The sequence below is a fragment of the Actinomycetota bacterium genome, from assembly GCA_035540895.1.
GTDB lineage: Bacteria > Actinomycetota > JAICYB01 > JAICYB01 > JAICYB01 > DATLFR01.
This window is the reverse complement of record DATLFR010000191.1, coordinates 1-19531: the sequence shown is the minus strand read 5'-3', so window position 1 is coordinate 19531 and position 19531 is coordinate 1. Positions and strand designations below refer to the sequence as shown.

Sequence of the window (19531 nt, the reverse complement as noted above, 5' to 3'; positions counted from 1 at the left end):
ATCGGGTACCGCGCGTCGGGGTCCGAGGGCGACGAGCGCGCCGCGACCCACCAGGCGGAGGTCCTCCGGTCGCTCGGGCTCGAGGTCGAGCTGGACGACTTCCCGCTCCCGCAGGGGGGCGTCTCCTGGAACGTGATCGGCCGTCCGCCGGGGTTCGCCTACGACCGCCCGTACCTGATCGTCGGCGGTCACTACGACTCGTTGAACGGTCCGGGGGCCAACGACAACGCCACCGGGATCGGCGTCTCCCTCGAGTTGATGCGGGTCCTTGCGGAGCGGCCGGCGTCGCTGCCCGTCGTGTACATCGGCTTCGGGGCCGAGGAACGCCAGCCCTATCCGGAGCGGGTGAACCACGTCGGCTCCCGCCACCACGTCGCCACGATGAACGCCGACCAGAAGGCGAACCTGACGGCGTTCCTGAACGTCGACATGGTCGGACGCGGCGACGTGCTGATCGCCGGACGCCTGCGGACCGGCTCCCGCGAGGCCACCCAGCGACTGCTGGACGCCGGGAGACGGACGGGGGTGCCGGTGACCGAGCGCGTCACCCCGGACTGGTCCGACCATGGACCCTTCCTCAAGGCGGGCATGAACGCCGGCTGGATCTGGGCCGGGGAGGACCCGCTCTTCCACTCGCCCCGCGACACCTTCGACCGCGTCCAACCGCACCTCGTCGAGCGGGCGGGGCGGCTCGCCCTCGCGTTCCTCCGCTCCTACCCGTAGAGTTCGGGACATGGCCCTCCGCGACTCCCTGCACGCGCTCGTCGACGGGCGGGACCTGACCTCCGACGAGGCAGCCGCCGCGCTGGACGAGATCGTCACCTCCGAGGAAGCGGAGCCCGCGCTCGTATCGGCCTTCCTGGTCGCCCTGCGGATGAAGGGGGAGACGCCGGACGAGATCGCCGGTCTCGCCCGCTCCATGCGCAGCCACGCCATCGCGGTCAAGCCGGCCAGGGACGGCCTCGTCGACACGTGCGGGACCGGAGGCGACGGCACCGGCACGGTGAACGTCTCGACCACCGCCTCCTTCGTGGTCGCCGGGGCCGGGCTCCCGGTCGCCAAGCACGGGAACCGGGCGCTCTCGTCCAAGGCCGGGTCGGCGGACGTGCTCGAGGCACTCGGCGTGCGGCTGGACCTCTCGGCGGAGCAGGTGGCCTCCTGCATCGACACGGCCGGGATCGGGTTCATGTTCGCTCCGGCCTTCCACCCGGCGATGGCGAAGGTGATGCCCGTGCGTCGGGCGCTCGGGGTCCGGACGGCGTTCAACGTCCTAGGCCCCCTCACGAACCCGGCTCGGCCGTCCTATCAGCTGGTGGGGGTGGGGAGCCGGGAACTGGGAGAGCTCGTGGCGGGCGCCCTCGCCCGGACCGAGGGTCTGACCCGGGCGCTCGTGGTCCACGGGGCGGGAGGCGCGGACGAGCTCACGCTGGCCGGACCGAACGACGTCTGGCGGGTGGAGGACCGGACGGTCTCCCACACCGTGGTGGACCCTCAGGACACCGGGCTCGACCCCGCTCCGCTCTGGTCGCTCGGGGGCGGGGATCCCGCGTCGAACGCCCGGCGGCTGCGCGAGGTGCTGGAGGGGAGGCCCGGTCCGGTCCGTGACTGCGTGCTGCTCAACGCGGGCGCGGCGTTCGTGGCCGCCGGCGCGGCCGGGGACCTGCGCGAGGGCATCGGGCTGGCGGCGAAGTCCGTCGACTCCGGCGACGCGGCCGCCGCCCTCGAGCGCCTCATAGCGGCCAGCTCGGCATGACCTCCTTCCTGCCCCGCATCCTCGAGGCCCGCCGAGCCCGCGTGGAGGCCGACCGCGCCCAGCTCGGTATCGATGAGCTGCGGAGGGAGGCGGAGCTGCTGGGGGAGCCTCGCGGCTTCGAGGAGGCCCTCAGGGCGCCGGGGATGTCCCTGATCGCCGAGTTCAAGCGGGCATCACCCTCGCGCGGCGACCTGGCCCCGCACCTCGACCCGGCCGTCCAGGCCGTGGCGTACGAGGAAGGGGGAGCGAGGGCGCTCTCCGTCCTGACCGAGTCCGAGTTCTTCAAGGGGTCCCCCCAGGACCTCGTCCGGGCGCGGGAGGCCACCCAGCTGCCGGTCCTGTGGAAGGACTTCGTCCTCGATCCGTACCAGGTCGTCCAGGCGCGGTCGTTCGCGGCCGACGCGGTCCTGGTCATCGTCCGGATCCTCGACGACGAGCGGCTGGCCGAGATCCTCGCCGAGACCGACCCGCTCGGGATGACGGCGCTGGTCGAGGTCTTCGACGAGGTCGACCTGCGGCGCGCGCTGGAGGCGGGAGCCCGCGTGGTGGGCGTGAACCACCGCGACCTGGAGACGTTCGAGGAGGATCCCCAGGCCACGATGCGCCTGCGCAAGGGGATCCCGCCCGGCGTGGTGACGGTGGCGGAGTCGGCCATCTGGATGCGCGAGGACGTGGAGGCCTACGGCTCGATAGGCGTCGACGCCGTGCTCGTCGGCGAGGCGCTCGTCCGGGCCCCCGACCCGTCCGCGAAGGTGAGGGAGCTGCTGGGTGCGGATCTCTGACCCGCGCGGGACGTGGGTGAAGGTCGACGGGTTCACGCGCCCTCAGGACGTCGAAGAGGCCGTGCAGGCCGGCGTCTCCGCGGTCGGGTTCATCTTCGCGCTCTCCCCGCGTCAGGTCTCGCTCGGGCAGGCGGCCAAGATGCGGGAGCGTGTGCCCGAGGGAGTGATCGCGTTCGGGGTGTTCGACGGGAACCGGCCGGCCGCGATCGCGCGGACCGCCCGCCACCTGGAGCTCGGAGGGGTGCAGTTCCCGGCTCCCACCCAGCTGAGCGACGACCTGCCGGAGGAGCTCCTCGTCCTGCGCACGGTGAGGGTGCGGGGGGCGGAGGACCTGTCCGGGCTCGAGGAGCTCGGATGCGACGCCGTCCACCTGGACGCCTACGTGGACGGGGTGCTGGGGGGGACCGGCCAGACCGCCCCCTGGGACGAGATCGAGTCGTCGCCGCCCGCGCGCGCCTGGGTGCTCTCGGGCGGGCTGCGGCCAGACAACGTCGCCGAGGCGGTGTCGCGCCTGGGGCCGGACGGGGTGGACGTCTCGTCCGGGGTGGAGCGGGAGCCCGGTCTGAAGGACCCGGAGAAGGTCAGGGCTTTCGTGGAGGCTGCGCGTACCCCTCGCGGCTGAACGCGCTCATCTCCCGCACCAGCCCCACCGCCCCCGCGACCACGGCCAACAGCGCCGTCCCGTACATCCCCATCTCGACGACGGAGGCCGGGCACGCCGAGCCGAGGTTCGCTGCGCCGGCGGCCAGACATCGGGCGCCCGTGACGATCAGGGTCCCGACGCCGAGGACGACCCCGGCCACGATCAGGAGCGACCACGACACCGGCCGCACCCACCATCGGGCACGACGACCCGCTGGTACCCTTCTGGCACCCATGGACGCCAGCCTACCCGCGCGTTGAACCCGCTCGAGGTCGTCCCGGACCCGACGGGCAGGTTCGGCGCCTACGGCGGACGGTTCGTCCCCGAGACGTTGATGCCGGCGCTGATCGAGCTCGAGGGAGCGTGGCGCGTGGCGAGGGCCGACCCGTCCTATCGCGAGGAGCTCGACCGGCTCCTCACCCAGTACGCCGGCCGGCCGACACCGCTCTACCACGCGGCCCGGCTGTCCGAGCGCGTCGGATCGAACGTATGGATCAAGCGGGAGGACCTGGCGCACACCGGGTCGCACAAGATCAACAACGTCCTGGGTCAGTGTCTGCTCGCCCGGCGGCTCGGCAAGTCGAGGATCATCGCCGAGACGGGCGCCGGCCAGCACGGCGTCGCGACCGCCACCGCCGCGGCGCTCTTCGGGATGGCGTGCGAGGTGTACATGGGGGCGGTGGACGTGCAGCGCCAGGAGCTCAACGTCTTCCGGATGCAGATGCTCGGCGCCCGCGTGGTCCCGGTGGAGTCGGGGAGCCGGACGCTGAAGGACGCCGTGAACGAGGCGCTGCGGGACTGGGTCGCGAACGTCGAGGACACCCACTACGTGATCGGCTCCGTCGTCGGACCGCACCCCTACCCGTGGATGGTCGGCGAGCTCCAGCGGGTGATCGGGGACGAGGCGCGCAACCAGTTCACCGACGCGACCGGCCGGCTCCCGGACATGGTGGTCGCCTGCGTCGGGGGAGGGTCCAACGCGATCGGGATCTTCAAGGGCTTCGTCGGGCTCCCCGGGGTGGACCTGGTCGGCGTGGAGGCGGGCGGCGACGGCCTGGACACCGACGCGCACGGCGCGGCCGTCGCAGGCGGGACGGACGGCATCCTCCACGGCGCGCGCACCCGGGTCCTGCAGGACCCGGACGGACTGATCCGGGAGGCGCACTCGATCTCGGCCGGGCTCGACTACCCGGCCGTCGGACCCGAGCACGCCTACCTGGCCGCCGAGGGTCTCGCGCGCTACGAGCCGGCCACGGACCGGGAGGCCCTCGAGGCCTTCCGGACCCTCGGCTCCCTCGAGGGGATCGTGCCCGCCCTCGAGCCCGCGCACGCGGTGGCCTGGCTCCTCCGGAACGCGGGCAGGCTCCCGGAGCACGTGGTCCTGCTGCTCTCGGGACGCGGTGACAAGGACGTGGAGGCCGTCCGGGAGCGGCTCGGGTGACCCCGCTCGAAGCGCACCTGCGCGAGCTGCGCGCCGGCGGCCGGAAGGTCCTGGCTCCGTACCTCACCTGCGGCTTCCCCTCGCCCGACCTCTTCCCCTCCCTCGTGGAGGGCGTGGTCGCGGCGGGGGCGGACATGCTCGAGATCGGCGTCCCGTTCACCGACCCTCTCATGGACGGACCCGTCATCCAGCGGGCGTCCGAGGTCGCGCTCGGAGCCGAGATGCGCCCCGGCGCCGTGCTCAACACCATGTCCGCGCTCCGGGTCGAGGTCCCCTTCGTGCTCATGACGTACGTGAACCCGGTCGCCGCCCTGGGGTGGTCGGAGTTCGCCGACCGCGCGGCCGGTTGCGGAGCGGCCGGGGCGATCGTCCCCGACCTCCCGCCGGAGGAGGCGGACCCGTGGCTGCGGGCCACCGCCGAGGCGGGGATCGCCGCGGTCCTGCTGGCTGCGCCGACCACCGACGAGGAGCGCGTCCGGACCGTCGCCCGCGTGGGAGGCGGGTTCGTCTACTGCGTCTCCCTCCTGGGGGTGACCGGCGTCCGGACGTCGCTGTCCGAGCGCGCCCGGGCGGTCGTGGAGCGCGTCCGGACCGTCACCGACCGTCCCGCCCTGGTCGGGCTGGGGGTCTCGACCCCCGAGCAGGCGGCGGAGGCGTGCTCGTTCGCAGACGGGGTGATAGTCGGGAGCGCGGTGATCCAGGCCGTGGCCGACGGCGGCGTCGCCGCCGCCGTCGGGCTGGTCTCGTCTATGCGCGAGGCGATGGGGGCCTAGCCGCCCCCAGGCCCGCCCTGGAACCCCGGCGGCACCTGCGGCTGCGGGAGCGGCTGCAGGGACATCACGAGCGCCACGATCCCGAGAGCCACCAGCACCAGCGCGCCGTACCCGAGCATCCGGCCGACGCGGGACAGGCCCGACCCCAGACCCTGCTCGACCGAAGAGTCGCCCCTCGAGGCGGCCACGATCGCGAAGATCGCCGCGAGGGCGGAGGGTAGGAGGTTGGCGAGCCAGCCGAGCGTGTACCAGTTGCCCAGCTGCGTCGGGCCCTGGTTCAGTCGCTGGAAGGCGACGTTCAGGACGAACTGCGCGGGGAACAGGTAGAGGGCGACGAGCCCCGCGGCCAGGGAGCCGATCCCGTACCCGGTCGCCCGGCGTCCCTCGTGCAGGTCGTCATCGAAGCCCAGGTCGTCGTCCTCCTCGTCCAGCAGGGCCGGGGGCGGCGGACGGTCGTCGGTGATGGGCGGCGTGGGAGGCGGGACCGGGACACCCGGCGTGGGAGACGGGTTCGGCGAGTCGGCACCGCTCGGTCCGGCCGTGCCGGGGGGAGCGCCCGGACCCGTGGGCGTGGCGGGCGTACCGGGGGGTCCGCCCGTCGAGGCAGAACCGCCGCTCGTAGCGCCCGGTCCGCCGGGAGAGCCCCCTGCGGTCCCGGACGCGCCGCCTTCGTTGCGCTCCTGGTCGTTCATAGCCCCTCCTGATCGTTGATGTCGACGCCACTGTGGCGCACCCGGGGGGCGCCGGTCCACTAACCGGGCGGCCCTCACGGGTTCGGTGCGGGGGCGTGGGCTACGATGGCGAGCAGGCCGGCGTGGCGAAACCAGGTAAACGCGATGGTCTCAAACACCATTGCCCGCGAGGGCTTGTGGGTTCGAATCCCACCGCCGGCACCCCTCGGGGTTCACCTCCGCCGGATCCCGACGAGGGACGCCTCCCGCTCGGCGAGTGCCAGCTGACCGCAGGCCGCGTCGATGTCGCGCCCGCGCGTGTCGCGCACGGTGACGTTCACCCCTGCCGCCCTCAGCTCAGCGGCGAAGAGGTCCACCCGCGTCGAGCCGGGCACACCGAACCCCGGGGTGGGGTTGAGGGGTATCAGGTTCACGTGGATGTCCGTGCCGGCGACGAGCGATGCCAGCAGCTCGGCCTGCCACGACCGGTCGTTCACGTCGGCGATCATCGCGTACTCGATCGAGACACGCCGACCCCGCGCGGCCCGGAAGTCCCGCAGCGCGCGCATGCATTCGGCGACGGGCCACCGCCGGTTGATGGGCACGAGCGACGATCGGGTCTCGTCGTCCGGGGCGTGCAGCGAGAGGGCGAGGGTGACCGGCCAGGGTTGCCGGGCAAGGCGGTCTATCTGGGGGACGAGCCCCACCGTGGAGACCGTGATGCGCCGGGCCGAGATCCCGACCTCGTCGTGCAGCAGACGGATGGCCTCGACCACCGCGTCGTGGTTGGCGAGAGGCTCCCCCATGCCCATGAAGACGACGTTGCCCGGCCGCTCCTCGAGGACGCCGCCCGCCCACAGCACCTGGGAGACGATCTCGTGCGGGGAGAGGTTGCGGATCAGCCCCATCTGCCCGGTCGCGCAGAACGTGCACCCGAGCCCGCACCCCGCCTGCGAGGAGACGCATACGGTGGTCCGCCCCGGGTAGCGCATCGCCACCGTCTCGTAGCCCCCCGGGAAGAGGGCCTTCACGGTCGCCCCGTCGTCGGCCTCCTGGGCGGTCACCGGCGCAGGGCGAGGAGCCCCGTACCGGGCGGAGAGCTCCCGGCGCACGTCTAGGGGGAGGTTCGTCATCTCCTCGAACGACGGCGCGAACCGGCGGTACACCCAGTCGGCGACCTGTGCGGTCCGGTACGGGGGGCCGGGAACCTCGAAGGGGATCATGCCCCTACGGTAGCCTTCAACGATGCGTTTCACCGTGTCCGACCGCTTCGACGCGTCCATCGAACGGGTCGAGCAGGCGGTCCTTTCCGGCCCCTACCAGGAGCGGCTCCGATCGCTGCCCAACGTCGCCGAGCGGGAGGTGCGGCTCCAGGAGGAGGCCCCCGGGGGCCTCGTCCGGCGTGTCGTGCGTTACCGGTTCGACGGCCACGTGCCCTCGGCGGTGCGGTCGGCCATAGGCGCCGACACCATCTCCTGGGACGAGCGGGCGGTCTACGACCCTGCGAAGCATGAATGGAGGTTCGAGATCGACCCGCACGTGGCGAAGGGGCGGTTCTCGTGCCGCGGCACGTACCGGTTCTCCCCGGAGGACGGCGGCGGCACCAGACGCGACGTGGACGTGGACATCGAGGTGAAGGTCCCGTTCGTGGGCGGCGCGGTGGAGGCCGCGATCGCCGGCGGTCTGCGGGATACCTTGTCGGCCGAGCACCGGATCCTGACCGACTACCTGAGCGAGAACGACACATGAGCGACAAGACCCGCATCGTGATCGCCGAGGACGAGGCGATCATCCGCATGGACCTCCGCGAGATGCTCGAGGAGGAGGGGTTCGACGTGGTGGCCGAGGCGGCCGACGGTCACAAGGCCGTGGAGGCGGTCCGCGACCACAGCCCGGACCTGGCCATCCTCGACATCAAGATGCCCGGGATGGACGGCATCCGGGCGGCCGAGGTGATCACCCGCGAGAGGCTGGCCGCGGTCCTGATCCTCACCGCCTTCTCGCAGCGCGACCTCGCCGCCCAGGCCGCGCAGGCCGGCGCCATGGCCTACCTCGTGAAGCCGTTCCAGAAGGCCGACCTACTGCCCGCGATCGAGGTGGCGCTGGGGAGGTTCGGGGAGATGAACAAGCTCCAGGACGAGGTGCACGACCTCGAGGAGCGCCTGGAGGGGCGCAAGGTCGTGGAGAAGGCCAAGGGGCTGCTGATGGAGCAGGGGCTGACCGAAGCCGAGGCGTACCGGATCATGCAGCGGGCCGCGATGGACCGTCACAAACGACTCGTCGAGGTGGCCCAGCTGATCCTGGAGGGCGCGCTGAACGGGGAGATCGAGACCTCCTGATATCGGGTACTGCTCCGGTGCCGTGTGTAATGCTCACCGGGTGAGGGTGCCGACCGAGCAGCGCCGCCGGATCCTGCTGGTGGCCGTGGTCGGCGTCTGCGCTGCCTGGTTGACCGGGACGGGCCCCACGGTCACGGCGCAGGACGGTCCCCCCGCGTCCGGACCGACGGTCGGAGGACGCCTCATCATGGACGGCGAGCCCCTCCAGGGCGTGCGGGTCGTCGTCTCCCGCGACGGAGACCGGGTCGGGACCGCGACCTCCGGCCCGGACGGGGGGTGGCGCCTGGCGCTGCCGGGGGACGGAGCCTACGAGGCCACCCTCGACCAGGCGTCGCTCCCGGAGGGGGTGGCCGTGCGGGACGCCGAGCGCGCCACGCTGCCCTTCACGGTCTCATCGGGACAGCAGCGCACCCTCGTCTTCTCGTTCGGCGACGAGCCGGCGGCGGTCTCCTACCTGCGCCGCATGGCGCAGGCCGCGGTGAACGGGATCAAGTTCGGGCTCATCATCGCCATGACGGCCATCGGCCTCTCGCTCGTGTACGGCACGACCAGGCTCGTGAACTTCGCGCACGGGGACATGGTCACGTTCGGGGCGATGGTCGCCCTCCTGCTCAACACGTCCGGCCCGAGCCTCCAGCTGATACCGGCCGGAGTGGTCGCCGTGGCCTCGGGCGCGGCGCTCGGCGCTGGCATGGAGAGTGGGCTGTGGCGTCCGCTGCGCCGGCGCAGGACCGGTCTGATCCAGCTCCTCGTGATCTCGATCGGGCTCGCGATGATCCTGCGACACGTGATCCTGCTGATCATGGGGGGCAGGCCGCGGCCTTACCACGACTACACGGTGCAGGCGCCGGTCCGGCTCGGCCCGGTCCTCACCACCCCGCGGGACCTCGTCGTCATCGCGGTGTCGACGGTGGTGCTCGTCGGGATCGGCCTCCTGCTCCTTCGGACCCGCATCGGCCGGGCCATGCGAGCGGTGGCGGACAACCGCGACCTCGCCGCCTCCTCCGGGGTCGACGTCCAGCGCGTGATCCTGTTCGTCTGGGCCATGGCGGGCGCCCTGGCTGCGCTCGGCGGGGTCCTGCTCGGCGTCGTCGAGAACGTCGAGTGGCTGATGGGGTTCCGGGCCCTGCTCCTCATGTTCGCAGCCGTGATCCTGGGCGGACTCGGCACCGCGTTCGGGGCGATGGCCGGAGGGATCGTCGTCGGCCTGGCCACCGAGATCAGCACGATCTTCCAACCGTCGGAGCTGAAGACGATGTGGGCGCTCATCGCGATGGTCGTCGTGCTCCTCGTCCGCCCGCAGGGGATCCTCGGGCGCCGGGAGAGGATCGGATGAAGCTGTCGCGTCCGCGGCCGGTGATGCTCGTGTGGGCCGGGGTCCTGCTGGTGGTGCTGGGCGTGATCGCCCTGTCCCCCCTGGACGGACAGCGCATCCTGAGGGAGGCCGTCCGGACGGCCACCGGTGGCAACGCGGCCGTCTACGCGCTGGCTGCGATCGGGCTGAACATCCACTTCGGGTACACCGGTCTGCTCAACTTCGGACACGTGGGCTTCATGCTCGTCGGGGCGTACGGCCTGGCGATCACGGTCTCCACCCTCGGCGCGCCGTTGTGGGCGGGCGTGCTGGTAGGGCTGGCCGCCTCCCTCGTCCTCGCGCTCCTGCTCGGAGGACCGACGCTCAGGCTGCGGGCGGACTACCTGGCCATCGTGACCATCGCGGGCGCCGAGATCCTGCGCCACGTGACCCGATCCGGACCCGCCACCGATGTCACCGGTGGGGTCTTCGGCCTGACCGGGTACGCGCGCGGCTTCGACCGGATCAACCCCCTGCCCGGCGGCCGCTACGGGTTCTGGGTCGTGGACTACAGCGCCCGGCAGCTCTGGCCGGTGCTCGTGGGATGGGGGCTCGTCCTGCTCGCGAGCCTCCTCGTGTTCATGTTGACCCGGAGTCCGTGGGGGCGCGTGCTTCGGGGGATCAGGGAGGACGAGGACGCGGTCCGCAGCATCGGCAAGAACGCTTACTCCTACAAGATGCAGTCCCTCGTGCTGGGCGGGATGCTGGGCGGCATCGCCGGGATGATCTGGGTCGTCCAGCTGGGATCGATCGACCCCGACGCCTTCCTGCCCATGGTCACTTTCTTCACCTACACGATCGTCATCCTGGGCGGACCCGCGACCGTCGTCGGGCCGGTGGTCGGCGCAGTCGTCTTCTGGTTCGTGGTGCAGGGCTTCGACACGGCGATCCGCGAGGCGTCCACCTCGGGGTACGTCCCGGCCTTCCTGGGCGGTCCGGAGGCAGTGGGAGCGCTTCGCTTCCTCCTCGTGGGGGCCGGCCTGATGCTCCTCATGATCTACCGGCCGGAGGGGATGTTCGGGAACAGACGGGAGATGCAGCTCGATGTCGGTTGAGACGCATCCTCTGGCCGGCGTGGCTCCCGACCCGGGGGTGGCCAAGCCCGACCCGATCCTGGTGGTGGACGGGGTGACGCGCTCGTTCGGCGGACTGCAGGCGGTCGACGTATCGCACCTGGAGGTCCAGCGGGGGCTGATCACCGCGTTGATCGGGCCGAACGGGGCCGGGAAGACCACCTTCTTCAACCTGCTCTCCGGGTTCGACCGCCCCCAGGGGGGGAGGTGGTCGTTCGACGGCACCGACATCTCCAGGCGGCCCCCGCACTCCATCGCGCGTCTCGGTCTCGTACGGACCTTCCAGCTGACGAAGGTGCTGGCCAAGATGAGCGTGATCGAGAACATGATGCTCGCGGCTCGCGGCAACCCCGGTGAGCGCTTCGCCGGGTCGCTCCTGCCCCCGCTCTGGCGGACGGTCGAGCGCCGAACCCGCGACCGAGCCGACGAGCTGCTGGACCGCTTCCGCCTGGCCCACATGCGCGAGGAGTACGCGGGGACGCTCTCGGGAGGACAGCGCAAGCTGCTCGAGATGGCCCGGGCGCTGATGGTCGAGCCGCGCATGCTCATGCTCGACGAGCCCGTCGCCGGCGTGAACCCGGCGCTGACCCAGTCGCTGCTCGGACACGTGGAGGCCCTGCGGGACGAGGGTCTCACGCTGTTGTTCGTAGAGCACGACATGGACGTGGTGATGGGCATCAGCGACTGGGTGGTCTGCATGGCGGAGGGAAGGGTGATCGCCGAGGGTCCTCCTTCGGCCATCGGCCGCAACCGGGCCGTGATCGACGCCTACCTGGGGAGCACCCACGACGAGCCGGGGGCCGAGCCGCCGGCGGAGGCGAGATGAGCGACGCGCCCCTGCTCGTGGCCGAGGAACTGGTGGCCGGGTACGACCCGGAGGTCGACATCCTCAACGGGTGCAACCTGGAGCTCGCCCGCGGTGAGATCGTGGGGGTGATAGGCCCGAACGGCGCCGGCAAGTCGACGCTCGTGAAGGCTCTCTTCGGCCTCCTGCACGTGAAGAGCGGGTCCATCAGGCTCGAAGGCGAGGAGATCTCGGGGCTCCCGCCCCACCGGCTGGTGGGCCGCGGCATCGGGTACGTGCCCCAGACCGAGAACGTGTTCCCGAGCCTCACCGTCCGGGAGAACCTCGAGGTCGGGGTCTACCTGCGCCCGAAGACGTTCCGCCGCGGCATGGAGCGGGTCTCCGCGCTCTTCCCGCTCCTGGCAGAGCGGGTGGGGCAGCGCGCCGGTTCGATGTCGGGGGGTGAGCGTCAGATGCTCGCCATGGCGCGCGCCATGATGATGGACCCCCAGGTGCTCTTCCTGGACGAGCCCTCGGCGGGGCTCGCCCCGATGGCCCAGGACCAGGTGTTCAAGAGGGTGAAGGAGGTCAACGCCGCCGGGGTCTCGGTCGTCATGGTCGAGCAGAACGCGCGACGGTGCCTCCAGATCTGCGACCGGGGGTACGTCTTGGACCAGGGGCGCAACGCCTACACGGGGACGGGCGAGCAGCTCCTCAACGACCCGAAGGTGGTCGAGCTCTACCTGGGGACGTTGGCCCGCGTCGAATAGTCCCGGACGAGAAGGGACCCGGCCCCCAGGGGGCCGGGTCCCCGTGTTCTCGGACCCCTACTGGCCGGGACTGGCGGCCGGCGAACCGGTCGGGCTGGCGGCCGGGGAGCCCGTCTGACGGGCGGCCGGAGAGCCGGTCGGACGCGCGCCGGGCGAAGCTCCCGGGGAGCTGCCTCCGGAGCCCGATCCGACCCTCTCCTGACGGAGCGTCGTCATCTCGGACCCGCGGAACGTCCACACGTCGTAGAGACCGTTGGTCGGCTCACCCACGTCGGAGAAGGACTCCGTCCCGCTGGCGAACTGGTAGCTGATCGTCTCGTCGTTGCGCAGGAGCTCGGCGCACTCCTGGAAGCCGGCGCACTCGTTGTCCCCGCGCGTCAGGTCGACGATGTTGTCGCGGATCGCCTCCGAGCTGATCTCCCCCGCGGCGACGGCAGCGAGTGCGATCAGCATCACGCAGTCGTACTTCTGCGGGCCGAAGATCGTGTCCTTGAGCTCGGTGTTGAACTGGCGCAGCCGGTCCCCGAACCCTTCGACCGCGTCGGCGGACGGCGCGGTTCCCTTCATGCCGTCCAGCACGTTGGCGTTGTTGGGGTTCACGGTCGTAGGCAGGGTGCTCGACTGGTTCCCGTCCACGCCGTAGATCTGGTTCGCGTCGAGATCGCGCTCCAGGAGAGCCTGGATGATCTGCGCGCCCTCGGCGAACGAGACGACGACCACGGCATCGGGGTTCTGCGCCATCGCCGCGCTCACGTCCGCGTCGAAGGTCGTCGCGTTGACGTCGTACCCCTCGTTGTGGACCACGTTCACGCCCGCTTCGCGCAGGTTCTCGGCCGTGGACTGGGCCAGGCCGCGCCCGTAGCCGTCCGAGCGGAAGAGGATCGCGACACGCTGCCGGTTGTCCTCGGCGATGACGCCCGCCAGGACCTGGCCCTGGAGCACGTCCGGGGGAGCCGTCCTGATGTAGTACCCGTTGTCCTCGTACTCGGTGAACTCGGCGCTCGTGTTCGAGCCCGAACACATGAGGACCTCCGACCCCGTGACGTTCTCTATGACGGCTCGGGTCATCCCGGAGGCACCCGCCCCCACGATGGCGTGCACGTTGCGGCCGAGGAGCTGGTTGCCCGCCTCCGCAGCCACGGAGGCGTCCCCCGCCTCGTCGGCGACATGGGTCACGATCTCCGACCCGAGCACGCCGCCGGCTTCGTTGATCTCCTGCACGGCCATGTCGAAACCGGCCCGCATCGGCGGGCCGAGGAACGCCAGGCTCCCGGTCTGCGGGTACAGCAGGCCGAGGGTCAGCTGCTGGTCCCCGCCTGCGTCGCCCCCGCCGCCCTCATCCTGCTGACGACACCCCGTCGCCACCAGCGTCAACACGCTGAGCAGTGCGATCACGCGCAACCATCCCGGTCGCCGCATGGATCCCTCCTGTCGAGTCGGGTTCACTTCCGCGGATGCTTCGGGCATCCCGTATGAATCCTATCCGGGGATGTCCGTTTCGCGGTAGTTAGGGGACGAGCGACGTCGCGGGCTGACCCGCACGCGCCCCGATCGATCTCGGCCAGAGGACGCCGAGCAGGACCGCCCCGAGCCACAGCTCGACCGTCGCCACCCAGTAATGGGCGGGGGAGTCGCCCCACAGGATGTGGTAGGCGTGCACGCCTCCGTGCAGGACCCAGAGCACGATCGCGAAGAACAGGATCCCCCGGTTGGCTGCCGGGTCCCGCATCGCGTACACGAGCGCCGCGGCCACGGCCAGGTCGTACACGGCGATCACGTTCATGAACCCCTGGTGCAGCGGCGGCCAGTCGCCGAACTGGAAGGCCGTGAGAGGCCAGGGCGGTACAGGCGGGTCGCCGGTCAGGAAGTACCCCGGCCAGAACAGGAACTGGACCGTCGTGACCAGATGTCCGACGGCGTAGACGAGGAGCACGATGCGCAGGGCCTCCGTCCGGAGCTCACGTCCCGCTGTCATGGCCCGTCCATCCTGCCACGGCGGCCTCAGTGGTCGTGCGCGAGGCGGGCGCGGTCGGTCGTGCAGACGGTCCAGTGCCCGCGCGGCACGCGGGTGAAGGTGCGCTCCGAGATCGTGACCATCCCGTCGAAGCAGAGCAGCGACTCGAAGACGTGTCCGTCGGGGTGCAGCAGCTGCAGGATGCGACGGGACCGCTCGACCGGGTAGGCGACACCCTCGAGGAAGATCCGGGCGACCCGCTCCAGGAGTGGACGCCGGGCCTCCCGCCAGGACGAGAGCGCCAGCGTGTGTGAGAAGACGACCCGTCCGATCTCGTCGACCTCCCGGTCGTCGAAGACCTCGGCTCCCACGTCGGCCTCCGCGAGCCACAGCAGTCCGTCGATCACGTCCCGGAGGGTGTCGGTGTCCAGGTGCAGCGGCCCGTGCAGGACCCGCTCGAGGAGGGGGGCCGCGGGGAAGGAGCGATGGCGTCCCCTCTCGCGGTGCGTGCGGTCCAGCGCGTCGGCCACAGCGAGCGCCCGGATCCGCTCGGGCATGGCGGAGAGAGCCCTCAGCGGAGCGGGCGTATGGGCACCCAGGGCGTCCAGGTGGCGGTCCCGTCGAGGGTTGTCCCACGTCTCTCCGCCTATCAGCGCGAGCGGGTCGGCGTGCTCGGCCCATCGCCACGCAGCGGCCAACTCCAGGCAAGCGGGGGGACGACCCCCCAGGGTCTCGAGCACGCGTTCACCCTCGACGTCGTGGTCGAGGATCTCGAGCCCCGAGAGCCCCACCCAGACCCGGTGCGTCTCGCCCGAGCAGGCAAGCTCGACCAGCTCGGGCCTCACGCGGTCCCCCGGTGGTGTCCGGCAGGCGCGGGTTGGACGCCCGGCGCTCGGTCCGGGAGGCTCGCGGTCATGCCCGGAGCCTAGCCGGGGGGGCGGACCCAGACCGACGCGTGCGCCGGCTGCATCGTTCGCCGGGCGACGTCGAGCAGCTCGTCGGCGACCGCCTCCAGCTCGATCTGGTCCCGGAGGCGGCTGCCGAAGCTCGCGATCGTCTGAGCGGCGTCATACCTCGCGCGCGCGAACCGGCGGTCGACCGCAGATTGCAGCCGGCGCCTGAGCGGGCTGAACGCCATCGCGACGGCCAGCGTCGATCCGGCGACGGCCACACCGGAGTCGGGCGCGATGGGGCGCAGAAGGGCTTGGAGGACGACGACGCCCGCCGCGTAGACCAGGACCAGGATCGCGCTCAGGATCGCGTACGAGACCGTGCGCCCGATCAGCCGGTCGATGTCGTAGAGCCGGTAGCGCGTGATGGCGACACCTATGGACACGGGGATGGCGAGGATGCCGACGGCCAGGCAGAGGCTGAAGATCGCGGTAGGACCGCCGGCCGCATCGCTCACCATGGCAAGCGCCAGCATGGTGACCAGCACGCCTACACCGACGGCCAGGACGTGCAGCTGCTGTCGCTCGGGCCCCCGAGCGCGCCTTATCCGCGGGACGATGGATGCCGCCGAAGCGAGCGTGATGCCGAGGACGATGAACCCGATCCCACCGTCTATGACCTGCAGAACCGGTCGTGCTCGCTCAATCCCGTACGGGTTGCGCACGCCGACGACCCCGGGGAACTCCCCCGGCATGAAGCCGAGGGCTATCGTCCCCAGCGCCGCGTTCGCCAGAGCCAGCCAGAGCAGCGGCCTCCAGCGCCGCGAGGGCGGTCGCCCGTCCGGGAACAGAAGGAGCGTCAGGGGAACGAGCGTGAACGCTGGGAACACGATCTGTGCCCCCACCCAGATGAGCGGGACGGGCAGCTGCGGGGCGGCCGTGTGCTGAGCGAGGGTGGCGTATGTCTGGATGGCGAGGCCTGTGGGGAGGGCCGTACCTACCGCGCAGAAGATCCATCCGATCGGGTTTCGCGGATGGCGGGCGGCGATGACCGCTCCGACGAGGGAGACCGACGTGACGGACGACGCCCAGATCACACTGGCCAGGCTCACCGTCTGCTCGGAATCCCACTCCGTCAGGCCGAGCGAGTTGACCCGCGATCCGTTCACCACGGCGATCACCAGGGCGGAGAAGGCGACCACGGGGAGGCCCCACGCGACTCTGGCCGGGCGGATCATGCTCCGATAGTGGCACGGTCACTCCCGCGTCCGTCCGGTGTGGAAGGATGGGTCGGTGACCGAGGCCCTCCGCTCACCGCTGGACGCCGCCCACCGAGCCGCTGACGGGCGGATGGTCACGTTCGCCGGTTGGCGGCTCCCGGTCCGGTACGGATCGATCCTGGCCGAGGGGCGGGCGGTCCGGGAGGCAGCGGGGATGTTCGACGTCTCCCACATGGGCAGGTTCCTCGTCCGCGGCCCGGGCGCGTTCGACCTGCTGCAGCGCCTGGGCACGAACGACCTGGCCAGGGTCTCCCCGGGACGGGCGCAGTACATGCTCTGGTGCACGCCGCAGGGGGGCGTCATCGACGACCTGATCGTCCTGTGGCTGGGCGCCGACGACTTCCTCGTCGTCGTGAACGGCTCCCGTCGCGAGGTCGACTGGGACCACCTGATGCAGCACGCGCCGGAAGGCATCGACGCGGTGGACGACACCTTCACCAGCGCGATGATCGCCGTCCAGGGGCCGGCTGCCTGCGAGATCGTGGGCCGGCTCGGCGCGGACATCCCCCCGCGCAGGTTCGGGGCCGTCCGGACCGTGGTCGCCGACGTGGGAGCCGTGGTCTCGCGCACCGGGTACACGGGGGAGGACGGGGTCGAGATCGTCTGCGAGGCGGGCGCCGGACCACGTGTCTGGGAGGCGCTGCGCGCCGAGGGGGTCGTCCCGTGCGGGCTCGGCTCCCGGGACGCGCTGCGCATGGAGATGGGCTACCCGCTGTACGGACACGAGCTCGACCTGGACATCGACCCCCGGGAGGCGGGGGTCGGGTTCGCCGTGGACCTCGGCAAGGATTTCGTGGGACGCGACGCGCTCGCCGCCCGGGAGCCCGCCCGCCGCCTCGTGGGGTTCGTCGCCGCGCAGAGGTGCATCCCGCAGCCGGGAGACCGGGTCGGGGAGGAAGGAGTCGTGACGAGCGGCGGGACCTCGGTCGTCCTTGACGCGCCGATCGGTCTCGCCTACGTCCCGCTGGAGACGTCCCTGGGGCCGGCTACCCTGCACAACCGTGGGAAGGAGATCGCGGTGACGATGCGCGAGCTCCCGCTGATCGAGCGGGGACGTCCGGCCGCGCCCGCCAAGGCCGGGGCGTCGGCCACGTGAGCGCCGGCGACTTCGTCCCCCACACCGCCGACGACGTCCGGGCGATGCTGGACGTGATCGGCGCCGGCTCCATAGACGACCTCTTCGCCACCGTCCCGGCCGACCTGCGCGACCCGCAGCTGGACCTCAGCGCCCCGATGTCGGAGCCCGAGGTGGCCCGGCACCTCACCTCCCTCGCCTCCCGCAACCTCCCGTCGTCGGGCGGTTTGTCGTTCCTGGGTGGGGGGCTCTACGACCACTACGTGCCCGCGGTCGTGCGTGCGATGGCCTCCCGGGGGGAGTTCGCCACCGCGTACACGCCGTACCAGGCGGAGGCGTCGCAGGGCACGCTGCAGTACCTGTACGAGTTCCAGACCATGGTGGCGGAGCTGTTCGGTCTGACCGCCGCGAACGCCTCGCTCTACGACGCGGGGACCGGGCTCGTGGAAGCGGTGAACCTGGCCGCGATGAGGCGGGAGGCGCGGCGCGTGCTCGTCGCGCCCGGCGTGAACCCGCGCTACGTCCGCGTGCTGCGGACCTACGCGGGAGGTCTTGGGATCGACGTCGAGGTGCTCCCCGAGAACGACCTGGGCTGCGAGGCCGGAGCGATCGCCGAGGCGGCGCGCGACGAGTACGTGCTCGCGGTCGTGGTCCAGCAGCCGAACCGCTACGGACTGCTCGAGGAGGTCCGGGAGATCGGTCGGGCGGCGGCCGATGTCGAGGCGAAGCTGATCGCCGTCTGCGACCCGGTCTCCCTGGGTGTCCTCGAGCCGCCCGGCGCGTGGGGGGCGCAGATCGCGCTGGCCGAGGGACAGGCGGTCGGCAACCCGGTCGCTTTCGGCGGACAGTGCGTCGGGCTGTTCGCGACGGACGAGTCCTTCGTGAGGCACATGCCGGGGCGGCTGGTGGGGGAGACGGTCGACGCGGAAGGGCGCCGCGGCTACGTGCTCACCCTGCAGGCACGCGAGCAGCACATCCGCCGCGAGAAGGCGGGGTCCAACATCTGTACGAACCAGTCCCTGTTCGCCCTGATGGTGACCGTCCAGCTCTCGTGGCTCGGTCCCCAGGGGCTGCGGCACGTGGCCGAGGTCTCGGCCTCCCTCGCCCACCTGGCCGCCGCGAGGATCGCCGCCGAGACACCGTTCGAGGTGGCGTCGGAGAGGCCGTTCCTGCGCGAGCTCCCGCTCCGGGGTCCGAAGCCGGCCGCGGAGGTCCTGGCCGAGCTGCGTGCCCGCGGGATCTGGGCGGGGCCGGCGTGCGACGACGAGATCTTCACGCTCGCTTTCACCGAGCGCCGCACCGCCTCGGACGTGGACGCGCTCGTGGACGCGCTGAAGGAGATAGGGAAGTGACCGAGGACACCGCCGCCCACCGCACCCCGGACACGATCTTCGAGCTGTCCCGGTCCGGACGCCGGGCCTGGTCGCTCCCCGAGGCGCCCGAGGGAGCCCCGTCGACCGACGAGTTCCTGCCCGACCGGTTCCGCCGAACCGTCCCGCCCCGGCTCCCGGAGGTGTCCGAGCCCGATCTCGTCCGGCACTTCACCACCCTGTCCGAGCGCAACTTCGCCATCGACAACGCGTTCTACCCGCTGGGCTCGTGCACGATGAAGCACAACCCGAAGCTGAACGAGGAGATGGCCGCGCTGCCCGGGTTCCGGGACCTCCACCCCGACCAGCCGGTCTCCGACGTCCAGGGCGCCCTGGCGCTCCTGTGGCGGTTCGAGCGGGACCTGTGCGAGGTCACCGGGATGGACGCCGGCACGTTCAACCCGGCCGCCGGGGCGCACGGCGAGATCACCGCACTGCTGATGTGGAGGCGGTACTTCGCCGACCGGGGGGAGACGGACCGCCGCACGGTGATCTCGCCGTGCGCCCCGGCGGCCGGGTTGAACGTGCCGGCGTCCATCCCGGTGACCTCGCACAGGTCCCGCTCGAACCGCCACAGGA

Annotated in this window: 22 protein-coding genes and 1 tRNA gene; 16 read left to right on the top strand and 7 right to left on the bottom strand. The window is 71.7% G+C overall.

Going from position 1 to position 19531, the window contains the following annotated elements; genetic code table 11:
• The 4 genes from VM840_10950 to VM840_10935 form a co-directional block, all read left to right on the top strand.
• Window positions 1-723, top strand: a 723-nt coding sequence (locus tag VM840_10950) for a M28 family peptidase (protein ID HVL82093.1), incomplete at its 5' end; no start/stop codon positions are given.
• A 10-nt stretch (window positions 724-733) separates the two neighbouring features.
• Window positions 734-1753: an anthranilate phosphoribosyltransferase gene (trpD, locus tag VM840_10945; GenBank protein HVL82092.1), complete on the top strand. Its 1020-nt coding sequence runs from the start codon at window positions 734-736 to the stop codon at window positions 1751-1753.
• On the top strand, window positions 1750-2535 hold the full coding sequence (gene trpC / locus VM840_10940; protein HVL82091.1) for an indole-3-glycerol phosphate synthase TrpC: 786 nt from the start codon (window positions 1750-1752) through the stop codon (window positions 2533-2535). The genes trpD and trpC overlap by 4 nt, the downstream gene beginning before the upstream one ends.
• A complete protein-coding gene (locus tag VM840_10935; GenBank protein HVL82090.1) occupies window positions 2522-3157 on the top strand; it encodes a phosphoribosylanthranilate isomerase in 636 nt (211 codons plus the stop codon). Before trpC ends, VM840_10935 begins: the two co-directional genes overlap by 14 nt.
• Here VM840_10935 and VM840_10930 read toward each other — a convergent pair.
• The gene (locus tag VM840_10930; protein HVL82089.1) at window positions 3117-3368 is read right to left on the bottom strand and encodes a hypothetical protein; all 252 of its coding nucleotides are present in this window, start codon (window positions 3366-3368) and stop codon (window positions 3117-3119) included. The genes VM840_10935 and VM840_10930 overlap by 41 nt on opposite strands.
• Before the next feature lie 66 nt (window positions 3369-3434).
• Between VM840_10930 and trpB the strand changes: the two genes are divergently transcribed.
• Together trpB and trpA are read left to right on the top strand one after the other, a co-directional pair.
• On the top strand, window positions 3435-4619 hold the full coding sequence (trpB, locus tag VM840_10925) for a tryptophan synthase subunit beta (GenBank protein ID HVL82088.1): 1185 nt from the start codon (window positions 3435-3437) through the stop codon (window positions 4617-4619).
• On the top strand, window positions 4616-5392 hold the full coding sequence (gene trpA, locus VM840_10920) for a tryptophan synthase subunit alpha (GenBank protein ID HVL82087.1): 777 nt from the start codon (window positions 4616-4618) through the stop codon (window positions 5390-5392). The genes trpB and trpA overlap by 4 nt, the downstream gene beginning before the upstream one ends.
• Here trpA and VM840_10915 read toward each other — a convergent pair.
• Window positions 5389-6084 (bottom strand): hypothetical protein, encoded by a 696-nt coding sequence (locus VM840_10915; protein ID HVL82086.1) that lies wholly within the window; start codon window positions 6082-6084, stop codon window positions 5389-5391. The genes trpA and VM840_10915 overlap by 4 nt on opposite strands.
• A 116-nt stretch (window positions 6085-6200) precedes the next feature.
• Here VM840_10915 and VM840_10910 point away from each other — a divergent pair.
• A tRNA-Leu gene (locus tag VM840_10910) sits at window positions 6201-6285 on the top strand.
• Between the two features lie 11 nt (window positions 6286-6296).
• Here VM840_10910 and rlmN read toward each other — a convergent pair.
• A complete protein-coding gene (gene rlmN, locus VM840_10905; protein ID HVL82085.1) occupies window positions 6297-7286 on the bottom strand; it encodes a 23S rRNA (adenine(2503)-C(2))-methyltransferase RlmN in 990 nt (329 codons plus the stop codon).
• A 22-nt stretch (window positions 7287-7308) separates the two neighbouring features.
• Between rlmN and VM840_10900 the strand changes: the two genes are divergently transcribed.
• From VM840_10900 to VM840_10875, 6 genes are all read left to right on the top strand, one after another.
• A complete protein-coding gene (locus VM840_10900) occupies window positions 7309-7812 on the top strand; it encodes a DUF2505 domain-containing protein (GenBank protein HVL82084.1) in 504 nt (167 codons plus the stop codon).
• Window positions 7809-8402 (top strand): response regulator, encoded by a 594-nt coding sequence (locus VM840_10895; protein HVL82083.1) that lies wholly within the window; start codon window positions 7809-7811, stop codon window positions 8400-8402. Before VM840_10900 ends, VM840_10895 begins: the two co-directional genes overlap by 4 nt.
• A 40-nt stretch (window positions 8403-8442) precedes the next feature.
• A complete protein-coding gene (locus VM840_10890; GenBank protein ID HVL82082.1) occupies window positions 8443-9738 on the top strand; it encodes a branched-chain amino acid ABC transporter permease in 1296 nt (431 codons plus the stop codon).
• Window positions 9739-9818: 80 nt separating this feature from the next.
• On the top strand, window positions 9819-10811 hold the full coding sequence (locus tag VM840_10885) for a branched-chain amino acid ABC transporter permease (protein ID HVL82081.1): 993 nt from the start codon (window positions 9819-9821) through the stop codon (window positions 10809-10811).
• Entirely contained in the window at window positions 10801-11655 is an 855-nt protein-coding gene (locus VM840_10880) for an ABC transporter ATP-binding protein (protein HVL82080.1), read from the top strand. Before VM840_10885 ends, VM840_10880 begins: the two co-directional genes overlap by 11 nt.
• Window positions 11652-12383: an ABC transporter ATP-binding protein gene (locus VM840_10875; protein ID HVL82079.1), complete on the top strand. Its 732-nt coding sequence runs from the start codon at window positions 11652-11654 to the stop codon at window positions 12381-12383. Before VM840_10880 ends, VM840_10875 begins: the two co-directional genes overlap by 4 nt.
• Window positions 12384-12440: 57 nt before the next feature.
• On the opposite strand, the gene VM840_10870 is transcribed toward VM840_10875, so the two are convergent.
• From VM840_10870 to VM840_10855, 4 genes are all read right to left on the bottom strand, one after another.
• Window positions 12441-13802, bottom strand: coding sequence for an ABC transporter substrate-binding protein (locus tag VM840_10870; protein HVL82078.1), 1362 nt, complete (start codon window positions 13800-13802; stop codon window positions 12441-12443).
• Between the two features lie 88 nt (window positions 13803-13890).
• Window positions 13891-14358 (bottom strand): hypothetical protein, encoded by a 468-nt coding sequence (locus VM840_10865; protein ID HVL82077.1) that lies wholly within the window; start codon window positions 14356-14358, stop codon window positions 13891-13893.
• Window positions 14359-14384: 26 nt separating this feature from the next.
• Window positions 14385-15182, bottom strand: a complete 798-nt coding sequence (locus tag VM840_10860) for a hypothetical protein (GenBank protein HVL82076.1) — start codon at window positions 15180-15182, stop codon at window positions 14385-14387.
• An 80-nt stretch (window positions 15183-15262) separates the two neighbouring features.
• Window positions 15263-16465, bottom strand: coding sequence for a hypothetical protein (locus VM840_10855; GenBank protein ID HVL82075.1), 1203 nt, complete (start codon window positions 16463-16465; stop codon window positions 15263-15265).
• 55 nt (window positions 16466-16520) lie between these two features.
• Between VM840_10855 and gcvT the strand changes: the two genes are divergently transcribed.
• The 3 genes from gcvT to VM840_10840 all read left to right on the top strand — a co-directional run.
• Window positions 16521-17603 carry a glycine cleavage system aminomethyltransferase GcvT gene (gene gcvT, locus VM840_10850; GenBank protein HVL82074.1) on the top strand — a complete coding sequence of 361 codons (1083 nt, stop codon included), beginning with the start codon at window positions 16521-16523 and terminating at the stop codon, window positions 17601-17603.
• Window positions 17600-18934 carry an aminomethyl-transferring glycine dehydrogenase subunit GcvPA gene (gene gcvPA / locus VM840_10845; GenBank protein ID HVL82073.1) on the top strand — a complete coding sequence of 445 codons (1335 nt, stop codon included), beginning with the start codon at window positions 17600-17602 and terminating at the stop codon, window positions 18932-18934. Before gcvT ends, gcvPA begins: the two co-directional genes overlap by 4 nt.
• Window positions 18931-19531: aminomethyl-transferring glycine dehydrogenase subunit GcvPB (locus VM840_10840; protein ID HVL82072.1), on the top strand; the 601-nt coding region annotated here is incomplete at its 3' end. The genes gcvPA and VM840_10840, both read left to right, overlap by 4 nt.